The following is a 14,020-nucleotide window of genomic DNA, read 5'->3' as shown; positions in this document are numbered from 1 at the left end:
GAAGGGCCGGATGCCGAGGCATCCGGCCCTTTCGTCTGCGTGCCCGTGGTCACCGCACGGGACTCGCGGTGATGAGCGTGGTCCACGGACCGGCCGGGACGTCGGCGTCATCGACGAACGCCCAGTCCACCCGGTCGTCGTCGCCGTTCAGCTCGGCGAATCCCAGGCACCCGTTGAGGGCGGGCGACACGTCGAGGCCGGCGCCGTTGTAGCGAGCGTTCGCCGGACGGCGGTCGTCGGAACCGAAGACATAGGCGGCGTCGTGGTACTCACCGGGGCCGGCGTCCTGGATCTGCCCGTAACATACGCGCCCGTCGCGATGGAGGACGACCCAGCGGTTCTTCATCAGGCTGACGGTGCGATCGTGGACCGCGTCCGCGTACGGCGCCGTCGAGGCCCAGGGCACGACATCGCCGCGGGCGTCGAAAGCCTCGGGGTCGTTCACGTCGTCGAACGGCAGGTCGAGGTAGAACGGGTTCTCGAGCGGCGTCATCGTGGTGGGGAAGTAGCCGTTCTCCCCGGTGCGCCGCTCGGTCGCGCACGCGCCCCCGTGAGCGACGCCGTCGCATCCCCCGTACGACCCGAGCCAATCGGCGTCGTAGGTCGAGAGCCGCTGGCTCCCGTCCGTGGCGTCGGGGTCGAACACCTCGCCCACCCAGAAGGTCGTCGCCACGATGTTCGTGTGCCACGGGTAGCCCGTGTCGCGATCGGGCGGTTGACGGGAAGCGGTGCTGCATCCGCCGCCGAGGACGACGGTGAGGAGCAGGAGCACCGCCGCCGTCGTCCTCTCGCCGCGCCTCACCCGGCGACGTCGCTCTCGGTCGGAGTGAAGACCTCGATGGAGCCGTCCACGGGCGGAGGCGCGTGACGGGAGAGAGGCGTCTCGGCCTGTGCCGCTCCGATGGCCGGCGGGGGCGCCCCGGCGCTGTCGTACAGAGACAGATCGTCGGTGCGGAGCAGGCCGTTGCCGAACACCGTCAGCGCGAAGCTGATGCCGGTGTATCCGGCCGGAATCGTCGGCGCGGTCCAGGTGGCCTCGGTCCAGGTCGAGGTCGCGGCGAACCACGGGCTGGACGTCCAGTAACTCCACGCCCCGGTACTGGAGCGCAGGTAGACGGCGAACTGCGTGACCACCGTGGCCCGGTACCAACTGCGGAGGGAGTAGGAGCGTCCGGGGGTGACCGTGGGAGAGCACTGACCGAGATCGAACTGGGGCAAGAGCTTGGCGTCGCCCGAGGAGTAGCCGGTCATCGAGATCGCACTGGCGACGGCACCCGCGTGAGCCGGGGTGCCCGACGTGAACGTCGGAGAGTTCGTGCCCCAGCCGCCGCGCATCCAACAGGCTGGCCCGCCTCCCGCGGCCGCCGTCTCCAGGCCGGCGTTGACCACCCCGTTGGTCGTCCCGGTGGGGGCGGGGACCACGGGACCGTTGACGACGGGACGAGCGGACCCCCCGACGACGTCACCGACTGTCTTGACGACCGTGCCTCGGGATTGGCGTGCCGCGAGCCACGTGAGGAACTGCGCGAAGGTGGAGGGCGAGACGGCGATCGTACTGCAGGCATTCGCGCAGACGTCATGGAAGGTGTATTGCACCCATCCGCCGCCCGCGTTCTCGGCATTGAGCACGCCCTGCTGCAAATCGGCGAGCGTCCATGTCGTCTCGACCTGATCCAGAGCGCGCAGAGCGAAGGGTGTCGCCGACGGGATCGACTCCGCGTAGGCGCAGGTCGGGCAGCCGAACCGGCTGCGGATGTCGCCGAGCGATCGCGCGCTCCGGTAGCCGCAGTCGGACGCGGCCTGTTCGACAGCGGATGTGCTCGAGGCGAACGGATAGGCGAAGCTCCGGACGGTGAAGCCCCAGGTGGTGAGCGTCTTGCGATCGGTGCAGATCTGCCGGCGCGCCTCGTCGATGCCGATGGCGGCCAGATCGGGATGGTTGACGGTGTGGCCGCCGATCTCGTGTCCCGCGGTCTTGAGCGTGTTCAGATTCGCCCTGGTCATGTATCCCGCTGCGCCCACGTAGCCCGACGGGACGTAGAAGGTGGCTTTCATCCCATTGGTCTTCAGCGCCGGGAGCGCGTCGAGCTGATTGGAGTTCGCGTCGTCGAACGTCAGGCTCACGATCGTGGAGGTGGCGGCGTGCACAGGAGTCGGAACGGCGACGAGTGCGCCGAGCACGAACGATACGACGGCCAGAGCGGCCAGGAGACGTGAACGGCGTGCGGGCGGAAGGAGCACCATCGACTGCGTGGGCATCGGCAGGACCTTTCGAGACGGGGTCGCACGGGGCGCGATCCTCATTGGACGGTCACGGACTTGGCGAGGTTGCGGGGCCGATCCACGTTGTGCCCGAGGTGGAGAGCAAGCGCTCGAGCGAACATCTGCAGGGGGACGACGGCATCCAGGGGACCCCACGCGGGAAGCAGGAGGGCGTCGGAAGTGCTCGGACGAGAGGGCGACGTCTGCGGCCCCGGCCCGGACACCCGCACGACATGGCCGCCGCGGGCCTCCACCTCCGCGATGCTGACATCGAGCCGAGGGTCCCCGTCATCGACGACGAACACCGGTGTGCCCTGGCCGACGAGCGCGAGCGGACCGTGCTTGAGCTCGCCGGCGGGCTGATGCTCGGCCCACCGATAGGTCAGCTCCTTGAGTTTCAGAGCGCCCTCGGCCGCATAGACGACGCCGCCCCCGCGTCCGAGGAAGAGGAAGCCCGGCGCCTCGGCGAACCGGTTCGTCAGGCCGGGGACGATGTCGCCCCAGACCCGCAGTGCCCGCTCGATGGCCGCGGGCGCATGATGCAGTGCGCGCTGCTGTGCGGCGAAGACGCGCGGGGCGAGCCGGGGCGAGGTCGAAAGGCCGGACAGCGCCACGCAGACGCCCGTCAGCACCTGGGCGAGGAAGGTCTTCGTCGCCGCCACGCCGATCTCCGGACCGGCGAGGCAGTCGATCACCGCATCGGCACGACGCGCGAGCGTAGACATCGGATTGTTGGTGAGCGCGAGCACCGTGATGCCGGTACGCGGCAGTGCCTCGAATGCGCGCAGCACATCTGCGGTCTCGCCCGATTGGCTGAGGGCGATCACGAGGGTGCGCGGTTCCCACACGGCATCCGCGCACTCGCTGGCCACGAGGGCTCGGCTCGGGAGGCGTCCGAGCTTCGAGAACACACCGCCCACCGCGCGTCCGGCGTGCAAAGACGTTCCACAACCGAGGATCACCACCCGCTCGAACGTCTCGATCGGAGGCAGCGCCAGGTCGTTCCACAGCGCTCCCTCGGCGATGCGCGGTGCCAGCGAGTTGACGATGGACCGGGCTACGGCGGGCTGCTCGTCGATCTCGTTGCCCATGTGATCGGAGTGACGCCCCGCGACGGGGGAGCGGTGCGAGCGTGGCACGGTACGCGCCGCCGGTGTCGGTGCGCTCTGCCCGGCGCCCCACCATCGGATGCCGGCGGAATCGAGCACCACGACATCGTCGTCGTCGATCACACGGAACTCGGTGACCCGGTCGGTCACTGCGCCCACATCGCTCGCGACGTACACGCCGTCGGCAGCTTCTGCGGCGATCAACGGCGAGCCGTGCGCCGTGGCGGCGATCTCTCCGGTGAGGGTGTCGAGTGCGACCACGGCCCAGCTGCCTCGAAGTCGTTCTGCCGCCGCGAAGAGAGCGGCAGCGAGGGAGACGGCAGTGATCAGCGCGTCTTCGAGCAGGTGCACGATGACCTCCGAGTCGACATCGCTGGTCAGCCGGTGCCCCGCAGCGACGAGCTCGGTTCGCAGAATGTCGGCGTTTTCGATGATGCCGTTGTGGGCGATGAACAGGCGACCGGTGCAGTCGCGCAGCGGGTGGGCGTTGCGCTCCGTCACACCGCCGTGGGTCGCCCATCTCGTGTGCCCGATGGCCGCGGTGGTCGGATCATCCGGGGCCGTGCCCAGGGATGCCACGCCCCCCACGGTCCGCGCGTAGGCGACGCCACCGTCAGCCGAGCGCGCGGCGATGCCGGCGGAATCGTAGCCGCGATACTCCAGACGCTCGAGGGCGGCCTTCACCCGAGAGGCCGCGCCGTGGCGACCGACCGAGGCGGCGATGCCGCACATCAGTTCACTCCGCGGACGGCGCCGGTGCGTGCCAGGGGCATGGCATCGGATCCGAGACGTTCACGCGCGAGCAGGTCGTCGGCGACGCGGACGATCGTCGTCGACAGCGATGTCCGGGGCTCGTACCCCACGAGATCGTGGGCTTTGGTGTTGTCGGGCACACGGCGCCGCATGTCCTCGAACCCGGCCGCGTACGCCTGCGCATACGGCACCATCTCGACGGCGCTGGGGCTGTTCAAGGTGGTGATGATCTCGCTTGCCAGCTCGAGGATCGAGATCTCGCGCGCTCCGCCGAGGTTGTACGCCTCGCCGAGGGCGCGCGGGTCGCGCTCGATGAGCTCGAGGGCCGGCACCACATCTTCGACAGCCGAGAAGCATCGGGTCTGGAGCCCGTCGCCGAACACCGTCAGCGGTTCGCCGCGCAGCGCCTGCCCGACGAGATTCGGCAGGACCATGCCGTAGCGTCCGGTCTGACGCGGACCGACCGTGTTGAACAATCGCACGATGGCGACGTCGAGTCCCTCCTCGTCGCAATAGGCTTTCGCGAACGCCTCGTCGATGCCTTTGGCCCCGGCGTAGGTCCAGCGCGACAGGAGCGGATCCCCCAGGATGCGGTCGGAATCCTCGCGGAGCTTGTCGGCCGTGTTCTTTCCGTACACCTCGCTGGTGGAGAGCATCAGCACCGAGGCCCGCGCCTCAATCGCCGCGGTCAGCACGTTCTCGGTGCCGTGGATGTTGATGCGTAGCCCTCGTAGCGGCTGCTCGACGATGAGTTTGACCCCCACCGCCGCGGCGAGGTGGAACACCCGGTCGCACGACTGCATCGCCGTACGCACGGTCTGTGTGTTCAGGATCGAGCCGTGGACCATCTCGAGACGAGGGTTCTCGGCGGCGGCGGCGAGGTTGCGGGCGGAGCCGGTCGACAGGTCGTCGAGGACCACGACCTCGTCGCCGAGCCGGAGGAGGTGGTCGACGAGGTGGCTGCCGACGAAGCCGGCCCCTCCGGTCACAAGGGTCTTCATGGGGATCTCCTGGATGCGCGCGGAATGGTCGGTGGATGTCACAGCAGCACGCGACCGGCGATGTCGTCGCTTCGGTACGTGCCGTCGAGGACGAGTGCATCGGGGGCGAGCCACTCGAGGTCGGTGTCGCGGTGACGCGTGTGCACGAGCACGAGGTCGGGAGCGAACGTCGCGGGATCGGCGAGCGACTCGCGCGTGCGTCCGGAGTGCAGGCGCACGCTCGGCGCGTGCGGGTCGATGTACTGCACCTCCGCGCCGAGGTCGAGGAGCCCGTCCATGATCTCCAGCGCCGGCGACTCGCGGAGGTCTGCCACGTCAGGCTTGTAGGCGACGCCGACCACGAGCACCCGCGCGTGGAGCGTTCCCTTCCCCGCGCGTCCGAGTTCGTCGCGCACACGCTGAACGACGCGGGCCGGACGTGCGGAGATCCGGGTCATGGCCTCTGTGATGATGCCCGCGTCGAAGCGGAGGGCCTTCAGCTGCCACAGCAGATAATGCGGGTCGCACGGGATGCAGTGCCCTCCGACGCCCGGACCCGGGTAGAACGCCATGAAACCGTAGGGTTTGGTGCTCGCCGCCTCGATCACCTCGGTGATCGGAACCTCCAGCGCACCGCAGATGTCGGCGAACTCGTTGGCGAGGGCGATGTTCACCGCGCGAAACGTGTTCTCGAGCAGCTTGGTCATCTCCGCCGTCGCCAGGCTGGAGACCCGATGCACGCGTGCGGCGTACCGGGCGAGCAGTCGGGCTCCCTCTTCTTCGCACTCCTGAGTGGCCCCGCCGATCACTCGGGGAACGACCTCCTGCGCGAAACCGACGTTGCCGGGGTCGATGCGTTCGGCGCTGAAAGCCACGAACGCATCGCGCCCGATCGAGAAGCCCCTGTCTCGCAACGGCTGCTCCACGAGATCGTGCGTGCATCCCACGTAGGTGGTCGACGTCAACATGACGAGCTGACCGGTACGGACGGCGGCGACGACGGTGGCGCACGCCGCCCGCAGCGGAGCGAGATCGGGCACCTGCTGGTGATCGACGGGCGTGGGGACGCAGACGACGATCGCCGCGGCGTTCGAGAGCTCTGCCGCGTCGCCGGTCAGGCGAAAGGCGGCGGAGTCGGGGAGGGCCGCGCTCAGCCGCTGGCGATCGGAGTCGATGAGATCTGCCTTGCCCGAGGCGATGGCTCGAAGGCGCGTCCGTGAGACATCGAGCGCCAGGACGCGGGAGCCGCTCGCGTGGTAGGCCAACGCGGTCGGAAGACCCACGTAGCCCAGACCCACGATGGCGACGTCGTAGGCGAAGGACGCGGAGGTCCGCTCGGTCGGCGGCGGCGTCGGCATCGCCGTCGTGGACGTGGGCACGTCGAGAGTCGTCATGGGGTCCTCCAAATGGGGGTCCGAGGGGATGGGGGCGTCCCCTCGGACGGTCCGGGTGATTCGGCCGGATCGAGTCGACTTCGGCGTCGATCCGCGGCCCACATTGGTCCCGCCGGCCGGTGGGGGTCAAGCAACGGGACGCCATCGTGCGGTGTACCGAAAACCGCAACGACGCGTGTGTAAGACCGCAATCCACCTTGCGGTGGCCGGCCCGCGCGGACCGCGTACGGTCGGGAGCACGCGGCCCTGTCCGCCGGGGAGAGGATGCCATGACCGTCGCACTGGCCGTGCTCGTCGCCGTCTGCACCGTGGGGGTCTCCACCGCGGTGTGGGGGGTGGTGGGAGCACTCCGCATCGCTCGCGCCCACCGTCGCGATCCCCGTCTGCTGGTGCCCTCGATGTACTTTCGATCCGACGACGTCGCTGTGCTGATCGCTGCTCACAATGAGGAACTCGTCATCGCCGACGCGGTGGCCGCCGCCCGGGCGCTCGTTCCAGGACGCAATGTCTTCGTGGTGTCGGATGGTTCCACCGATGCGACCGTCGCGCGTGCGAGGGAGGCCGGGGCGACGGCTCTCGAGGTGTCACCCAACCGCGGCAAGGCCGGGGCCATACGGGCCGGGCTCGGGCGGTTCCGGATCGCTGAGCGCTTTCCGCTGCTGCTGCTCCTCGACGCCGATTCCCGGCCGCGCACCGACTATCTGCGCACCGGGCTTCCTCTCTTCACCACCCCCGATGTCGTGGCGGTGGCGGGACGTGCGACGACCGCCCACGACACGCCGGACACCCGGATGGGTCGATTCCTGACCGCGTATCGCGAGCGCACGTACGTGTGTACGCAGTACCTGCACAAATTCGGCCAGGCTGCGCCCGCTGCCGACGCGGTGGCGATCGTGCCGGGTTTCGCCAGCCTCTACCGAACCGACGTGCTCGGTCGTATCGACATCGACGCCCCCGGCTTGTCGATCGAGGATTTCAACATGACATTCGAGGTGCACGCGAAGGCCCTCGGTCGCATCGCGTTCCATCCCGAGTGCGCCATCGCCGAGACGCAGGATCCGGCGCTCTTCGGCGACTACGTGCGGCAGGTCGGGCGGTGGAACCTCGGATTCTGGCAGACGGTCCGGCGTCACGGCATCCATCTCGGGGTGTTCTGGGCGGCACTGGCGGTCTTCATCGCGGAGACGATCCTGTCGAGTCTCGTCCTCGCGTTGACCCTGCCGGTGCTCCTGGTCGCCACGGCGGCGACGGTGGTCGCACTGGTCGTACCGGGCGGTGATGGCGAGCTGGCACGACAGGTGATGACGGTGCTGCCGGTCGTTCCGCTCCTGCTCGCCTTCGTGGCGGCGGATCTCGTTTCGACGCTGTTCGCCTGCGCGCTCTCGGGCACCCGGCCGCGATTGACGGTGCTGCTGTACCCCCTCATGCGTGTGCTCGATGCCCTGCTGTGCCTCCGAGCCCTCGCGACGGCCTTCGGTCGTGCTTCGGACGGTCGCTGGAAGAGTCCCGACCGTCGCGCGACCGGGCCCACGGATGCTTCCTCAGCCGGCGGAACCGCTGCGCGGCGGAGCGACGAGGTGCATGCGTGAACTGATGCCGAGTTTGCGGTAGACGTTGGTCAGCCGGAGCTCGACGGTTCTCAGCGAGACGAAGAGGGATGCCGCGATCTCCCGGTTCCGAAGCCCTTGCTGGACCAGGGCGACCACTTCCCGCTCGTGTTCCGTCAACCCCGTGCCGGGGACCGCGATGTCCCCGACGCGGGGTGCCCGAGTCTCGGGGACGCTGTGCGGCAGCGTGCGCCGCCGAGCCTCCCGCAGTCGATGATGTTCGTCGGGCGCGTCGTCGGGACGGTAGACGGCTTCGGCCTCGCGGAAGGCCGAAATGCCGAGATGCTCGGAGCGGCAGACGGCACGCGCCCGCGCGACGGCCAGGATCGACCATCGCCGTGCCCGTTTCGTCGCGGCACGCTCGAACTGATCGAGCACGGAGCGGGCCTCGGTGCGCCGACCGCTCAACCACAGTGCCTCGACGAGATCGGCGTGCGCACGCAGCACCGCGGGATCCGTCCCGATGCGTGTGTCGGTGGCCGACCGCAGCGACACGACCGCATCGTCGTAGCGTCCCTCGGCGAGGGCACGCCCCCCGTCGACGACGTCGAACCAGGGCAACAGCGCCGCGATTCCCTCTCGTCGGCACAGAACCCGACCACGTCGGAGGAGCTCATCGACGTCGTCGCCTGTGCCGAGAGCGGCGGCCGAGGCGAGGATCAGCACGCAGCCGGCATCCGGCGTACGGCCGGGGGGCCATTCGCGCCGCCAGGCCACCACCGCATCGTGGGTGGTCGACGCGTCGCCGCCGCGGACCTCTGCCGCCACGACGAGTCGCAGCACCCGTTCTCTCCAGAGGGGCTCGATGCGCGGCCTTCGATCGAGCAGCGAAGTACAGAGTCGTAGCGCCATGCGGTACTCCTCGCGCAGCACGTGGACGGCGATCGCCAGGGTCGACTCGTCGAGCGACAGGGCCGCCTCCGGACGGGCGAGATCGGTCGTGACAGGCGAATCCTCCCCGCTGCCGGCGTGGCCCGATTCGCGAACGATGCGGTCCAGGAGCTCGATTTCGACCGACGCGACGCCCAAGGACCGAGCCTCGGCGATGCGAACGGCGGCGTGCTCGATCTCACCCCGTGCGATCCGCAGACGGGCCACCTCTACGAGGAGGCGGACGGCGTCTTCCGGCGCACAACGGCGCACCGCCTCATCGACGAGAGCGTCGTCGATCGCGTGGTCGGCGACGTCAGTCGTGCGAACCTGTGCCCGGACGGCTCGCGCATTGGTTGCCGAGTCCAGGATGCCGTCGATGCGGTGGAGGTAATGCTGACCCAGCACGGCGTGTCCGTGCAGGATCAGCGCCTCCGCGAGCGAGACGAGGAGGGGGTTGCGCTCGCCATCGGCATCGGCTCCTCGCATCCCACGTTCGGCGAACTCCACCGCGGCGGTGTGGTCGCCCGCCGAAGCGAGGTGCACCGCCATCCGCAGGAGCTCCGTAGCGTCCGCGGCGGAGCCATCCGCGAAACTCGCGTGCCAACGATGCACGGCGGGGTGACTGTCGCGATGGGCCTGGGCAGCGTGGGCGTGCAGTCGACGACGCGCGTCGGCCGGGAGCGCGGCGTGAATGCTCAGACGCCGCGCGGGATCGGAGATGCGGGCGAAGCCGTCGTGCGTCGCAATGAGACCGGATTCCACCATCTCGTCGACGTCGCCCCCGAGCTCGACGGCCTCCGCCCGCAGAAGGTCGTGCGCGAAGAACGGTCCGACCGCGAGGAGATCCATGAGGTCACTGACGGCGGGGGTGCCGCGTCGAGGTGCGAGCCTGTGGAGACTGATCTCCTCGTCGGCGAGGCGTAGCGGCTGGGGGAGCGGGGCGTCGCCCGCGGCTTCCTCCGGCGTGAGTCGCACGCGCGAGATCACCGAGGGATTGCCGTTCGTGGACGACACCACGATGTGCAGGACGGCGAGGGCCGTCTCTGACCCCAGGAAGAGCTGCGAGAGATCGACGGCCTCACCGAACGAGAGGTCGTCGATCCTCGTTTGGGGCAGCCCGGCGAACGCGTGCTGTGGACCCATCGGACCCACGGTGGCGAGCACGCTCACGCCCGTCCCGCGAAGTCGTCCGCAGACGTACGCCCACACCGTCTTGCTCGAGGCGTCCATCAGGTCGAGGTCGTCGATCACGAGAACGACCGGTTCGTCCCGCACCAGGCGGAGTACACGGCTGAGCTCTTCGGCGAGCATCTGCTCGGGCCAGTCGCGACCGCGCGAGAGCACGCCGTCAACAGCTTCCGCGCGGAGCCCGCTCAAACCCGACGCGACGACCGAGAGACCCGAGTACGGCCACATGCGCTCGCTCTGGCGGACGACCGCGACGGCGGTTCCGTTGTGGCGGGCGAGCTCGGACGCGAGGGCCGACTTGCCGGTGCCACGGTCACCTACGAACAGGCCCGCCGACTCGACTCTCGAGTGGACGATTCTCTCTGCAAACCACTTCTCTCGTTCTCGACCGAAATAAGGCATCCGGACGCTCCCAACTGCGTCGGCCGCCACGCGAGATCAAGATCTCGATGTGACGGTGCCCCCAACCGCAACCTAGACCGCGCCCACAGACAACGCAAGGCCGTGACTTTCGGGATCCGACCTGGGAATATCGTTGGTCCTTCTTCGCAGGAGCGTGCGTCCTCGCGCTCAGTACTCGCGTTCGATGAGCTGCGGCGGCACCTGATCGGCTGCCGCCTCGTCGACGAAGAACGCGGTGCGACGACGGCCCTTCGCCCCGGCGGCGGGCACGCTCTGGTAGCTGGCTCCCGCGAGGGCGAGTCCGAGGGCTGCGGCCTTGTCGGCGCCGGCGATCACCATCCACACGCGCTTCGACGAGTTGATCACCGGGCGCGTCAGCGAAACGCGATCACTCGGCGGCTTCGGCGATTCGCGCACCGGAACCGTGGCACGGTCGGTCACCGAGATCTCGGGACGATCGGGGAAGAGCGACGCGATGTGCGCATCGGGACCGACGCCCAGGAAGCAGATGTCGAACGACGGCCACGGCCCCGTCTCACTGCGGTCCGACGGCGCGAACTGCGCGAGCTCGTCGGCGTAGGCGATCGCTGCGGCATCCAGATCGAGGCCCTCGTCGCTCGAGGCGACGGTGTGGATGTTCTCGGCCGGGATGTCGAGATGGTCGAGGAAGGCCTCGCGCGCCTGCTTCTCGTTGCGGTCGTCGGAATCACGGGGGACGAATCGCTCGTCGCCGAACCAGAAGTGCACGAGCGACCAGTCGACCCGCGCCGCACGCTCGTCGCGCGCCGCGGTCCGCAGGACCGCTCCGCCCATCGTGCCGCCGGTGAGGCAGATGTGCATGCGCTTGCCCTCGGCCACGCGCTTCACGATGCGGTTCATGAAGCGCGTCGCGACGTACTCGGCGAGCGTGTCGGTGTCGTGCTTGATGATGACGTTCTTGGTCGCTCCGGTGTCGGTCATGAGGCGTTCCGTTCGCTCGCGGCCAGCAGCATCTCCTGGCCCTCGGTGATGACGCGGCCGTATAGCACATCGGGGTCGAGGCGGCGCAGCTCTTCGGCCAGGCACTCGCGGAGCGTGCGCCGGGGGAAGGCCAGGTCGTGGGTCGGCTGACCCGGCTGCGTGAGCACCGCGACGCTCGCCTCGGGGCGCTCGAGCAGCGTGTCGCCGCTCGCGCGGGTGAGCCGCACCGACTTGATTCCGCTGGACCATTCGTCGGCGGGCAGGTAGGCGTAGTCGACGGGGGCGTCGAGCTTCATGCCCAACCACGCTGCCAGCAGCGCCGTGGAGGGGGAGTCGGCGGCGCCGCGCACCTCGATCGCGGTGACGGGCTCGTAGGGCGGCTGATCGAGCACGGCCGCGAGCTGTTCGCGCCAGCGGGTGACGCGCGTCCACGCGAAGTCGGTGTCGCCGGGGGAGTAGTGCTCACCGAGGTGGGCCACCCACGCGGCGGGGTCGGACTGCGACGAGGCGTCGGTGATGCGGCGCTGCGCGATGCGACCGATGGGGGAGTGCGCGGGGTCGGCGGGCGCCTCGGCCGGCCACCAGGCCACGACGGGGGCGTCGGGCAGCAGCAGGCCCGTGACCAGGCTCTCGGCGTTGGAGCCGGCGGCGCCGTGCGCGCGCAGCACGACGACCTCGCTCGCGCCGGCGTCGCCGCCCACGCGGATCTGGGCGTCGAGCCGCGGCTCTTCGTCCTCATCGCCGAACAGCACGGCGATGACCCGCATGGGGTGCTCTCGGGAGGCGTCGTTGGCGGCCTCGATGACCTTCTCTTCGGCCCCGTGGTGGGTCACGATGATGAGCGTGAGCACGCGGCCGAGGGCGACGGCGCCGCCCTCTTCGCGCACGCTGACGAGCTTCTTCGAGATCGCGCTGACGGTGGTGTCGGGCAGATCGATGATCACGGGCGTCTCCAGGTGCGGCCGTCACGGGCGAGGAGTTCGTCGGCGGATGCCGGTCCCCACGACCCGGGCGAATACTGTTCGAGCGGACCGCTCTGGGCGGCCCAGAACTCCTCGATCGGGTCGAGGATCTTCCAGCTGAGCTCCACCTCTTCGTGACGCGGGAACAGCGGCGGGTCGCCGAGCAGCACGTCGAGGATGAGGCGTTCGTAGGCCTCGGGGCTGGCTTCGGTGAACGCGTGGCCGTAGCCGAAGTCCATGGTGACGTCGCGCACCTGCGTGCCGTCGCCGGGGACCTTGGAGCCGAAGCGGATCGTCACGCCCTCGTCGGGCTGCACGCGGATGACCAGCGCGTTCTGACCGAGCTCCTGCGTCTGGCTGCGCGAGAAGAGCTGCTGCGGGGCGCGCTTGAACACGACGGCCACCTCGGTGACGCGACGGCCCAGCCGCTTTCCGCTGCGCACGTAGAACGGCACGCCCGACCAGCGGCGGGTGTTGATCTCGAGCTTGATGGCCGCGTAGGTCTCGGTGACGGACTCGGGGGCCATGCCGTCTTCTTCGAGGAAGCCGAGGACCTCCTCGCCGCCCTGCCATCCGCCGGCGTACTGGCCGCGGGCCGTCGCCTCGGCGAGGTTCTCGGGCAGGTGCACCGCCGCGAGGACCTTCTCTTTCTCGGCGCGCAGATCGGAGGCGTTGAAGCTGATGGGTTCTTCCATCGCGGTGAGCGCGAGCAGCTGCAACAGGTGGTTCTGGATGACGTCGCGCGCGGCGCCGATCCCGTCGTAGTAGCCGGCACGGCCGCCCACTCCGATGTCCTCGGCCATCGTGATCTGAACGTGGTCGACGTAGTTGCGGTTCCAGAGGGGCTCGTACAGCTCGTTGGCGAAGCGCAGCGCCAGGATGTTCTGCACCGTCTCTTTGCCGAGGTAGTGGTCGATGCGGAAGATCGAGTCGGCGGGGAAAGCGCTCTCGACGACCTCGTTCAGCTCTCGCGCCGAGGCGAGGTCGTGGCCGAAGGGCTTCTCGATGACGACGCGGCGCCACCCGGTGGTGTCGTCAGCGGATTCTCCGACCAGCCCCGACGCCTTGAGCTGCGTCGTCACCAGGGGGAACGCCTTGGGCGGGATCGACAGGTAGTACGCGTGGTTGCCCATGGTGCCGCGCTCGGTGTCGAGCTTGTCGACCGTGCTCTTCAGCCGCTGGAACGCCTCGGGGTCGTCGAACTCGCCCTGGACGAAACGGATGCCCTCGAGCAGTTCCTTCCACGTCTCTTCGCGGAACTCGGTGCGCGCGTACTTCTTGACGGACTCGTAGACGACCTCGGCGAAGTCCTGGTCTTCCCAGTCGCGTCGCGCGAAGCCGACCAGCGCGAAGCCGGGGGGCAGCAGCCCCCGGTTCGCCAGGTCGTAGACCGCGGGCATGAGCTTCTTGCGCGAGAGGTCGCCGGTGACGCCGAAGATGACGAGGGCGCTGGGCCCCGCGATCCGGCTCAGTCGGCGGTCCTCGGGGTCCCGGAGGGGGTTGTGACCCGGTGTGATCTCTACGACCATG

General features: G+C 69.3%; 10 protein-coding genes. 1 reads left to right on the top strand and 9 read right to left on the bottom strand.

Annotated elements, in window-relative coordinates; genetic code table 11:
* Positions 1-49 precede the first annotated feature (49 nt).
* From BJP65_RS02175 to BJP65_RS02155, 5 genes are read right to left on the bottom strand one after another with little or no spacing between them, the layout of a single operon-like run.
* Entirely contained in the window at positions 50-772 is a 723-nt protein-coding gene (locus BJP65_RS02175) for a hypothetical protein (RefSeq protein WP_070408072.1), read from the bottom strand.
* Positions 773-798: 26 nt separating this feature from the next.
* The gene (locus BJP65_RS02170; protein ID WP_070408071.1) at positions 799-2,259 is read right to left on the bottom strand and encodes a polysaccharide deacetylase family protein; all 1,461 of its coding nucleotides are present in this window, start codon (positions 2,257-2,259) and stop codon (positions 799-801) included.
* Positions 2,260-2,300: 41 nt separating this feature from the next.
* Positions 2,301-4,103 carry a glutamine--fructose-6-phosphate transaminase (isomerizing) gene (gene glmS / locus BJP65_RS02165; protein ID WP_070408070.1) on the bottom strand — a complete coding sequence of 601 codons (1,803 nt, stop codon included), beginning with the start codon at positions 4,101-4,103 and terminating at the stop codon, positions 2,301-2,303.
* Complete coding sequence (locus BJP65_RS02160) at positions 4,103-5,125, bottom strand: NAD(P)-dependent oxidoreductase (protein WP_070408069.1); 1,023 nt, start codon at positions 5,123-5,125, stop codon at positions 4,103-4,105. Before BJP65_RS02160 ends, glmS begins: the two co-directional genes overlap by 1 nt.
* A 38-nt stretch (positions 5,126-5,163) precedes the next feature.
* On the bottom strand, positions 5,164-6,498 hold the full coding sequence (locus tag BJP65_RS02155) for a nucleotide sugar dehydrogenase (protein ID WP_083285661.1): 1,335 nt from the start codon (positions 6,496-6,498) through the stop codon (positions 5,164-5,166).
* A gap of 269 nt (positions 6,499-6,767) precedes the next feature.
* On the opposite strand from BJP65_RS02155, the gene BJP65_RS02150 reads away from it, so the two are divergent.
* Positions 6,768-8,087: a glycosyltransferase family 2 protein gene (locus tag BJP65_RS02150; protein ID WP_070408068.1), complete on the top strand. Its 1,320-nt coding sequence runs from the start codon at positions 6,768-6,770 to the stop codon at positions 8,085-8,087.
* Here BJP65_RS02150 and BJP65_RS02145 read toward each other — a convergent pair.
* The 4 genes from BJP65_RS02145 to zwf all read right to left on the bottom strand — a co-directional run bounded on the left by BJP65_RS02145 (position 8,040) and on the right by zwf (position 14,019).
* Positions 8,040-10,568, bottom strand: coding sequence for a LuxR family transcriptional regulator (locus tag BJP65_RS02145; protein ID WP_070408067.1), 2,529 nt, complete (start codon positions 10,566-10,568; stop codon positions 8,040-8,042). The genes BJP65_RS02150 and BJP65_RS02145 overlap by 48 nt on opposite strands.
* 168 nt (positions 10,569-10,736) lie before the next feature.
* Entirely contained in the window at positions 10,737-11,528 is a 792-nt protein-coding gene (pgl, locus tag BJP65_RS02140; protein ID WP_055940072.1) for a 6-phosphogluconolactonase, read from the bottom strand.
* Complete coding sequence (locus tag BJP65_RS02135; RefSeq protein WP_055837723.1) at positions 11,525-12,472, bottom strand: glucose-6-phosphate dehydrogenase assembly protein OpcA; 948 nt, start codon at positions 12,470-12,472, stop codon at positions 11,525-11,527. The genes pgl and BJP65_RS02135 overlap by 4 nt, the downstream gene beginning before the upstream one ends.
* Entirely contained in the window at positions 12,469-14,019 is a 1,551-nt protein-coding gene (gene zwf / locus BJP65_RS02130) for a glucose-6-phosphate dehydrogenase (protein WP_055837719.1), read from the bottom strand. Before zwf ends, BJP65_RS02135 begins: the two co-directional genes overlap by 4 nt.
* Position 14,020: the final 1 nt, after the last annotated feature.

It is taken from the genome of Microbacterium sp. BH-3-3-3 (genome assembly GCF_001792815.1).
Lineage (GTDB): Bacteria > Actinomycetota > Actinomycetes > Actinomycetales > Microbacteriaceae > Microbacterium.
This window is presented reverse-complemented; position numbering and strand designations above follow the sequence as displayed.

Coding starts and splice junctions, on each gene's coding strand:
- BJP65_RS02170 (WP_070408071.1), bottom strand. CDS start 2,259: ATGCCCACGCAGTCGATGGTGCTCCTTCCGCCCGCACGCCGTTCACGT.
- glmS (WP_070408070.1), bottom strand. CDS start 4,103: ATGTGCGGCATCGCCGCCTCGGTCGGTCGCCACGGCGCGGCCTCTCGG.
- BJP65_RS02160 (WP_070408069.1), bottom strand. CDS start 5,125: ATGAAGACCCTTGTGACCGGAGGGGCCGGCTTCGTCGGCAGCCACCTC.
- BJP65_RS02155 (WP_083285661.1), bottom strand. CDS start 6,498: ATGACGACTCTCGACGTGCCCACGTCCACGACGGCGATGCCGACGCCG.
- BJP65_RS02150 (WP_070408068.1), top strand. CDS start 6,768: ATGACCGTCGCACTGGCCGTGCTCGTCGCCGTCTGCACCGTGGGGGTC.
- BJP65_RS02145 (WP_070408067.1), bottom strand. CDS start 10,568: ATGCCTTATTTCGGTCGAGAACGAGAGAAGTGGTTTGCAGAGAGAATC.
- pgl (WP_055940072.1), bottom strand. CDS start 11,528: ATGACCGACACCGGAGCGACCAAGAACGTCATCATCAAGCACGACACC.
- zwf (WP_055837719.1), bottom strand. CDS start 14,019: ATGGTCGTAGAGATCACACCGGGTCACAACCCCCTCCGGGACCCCGAG.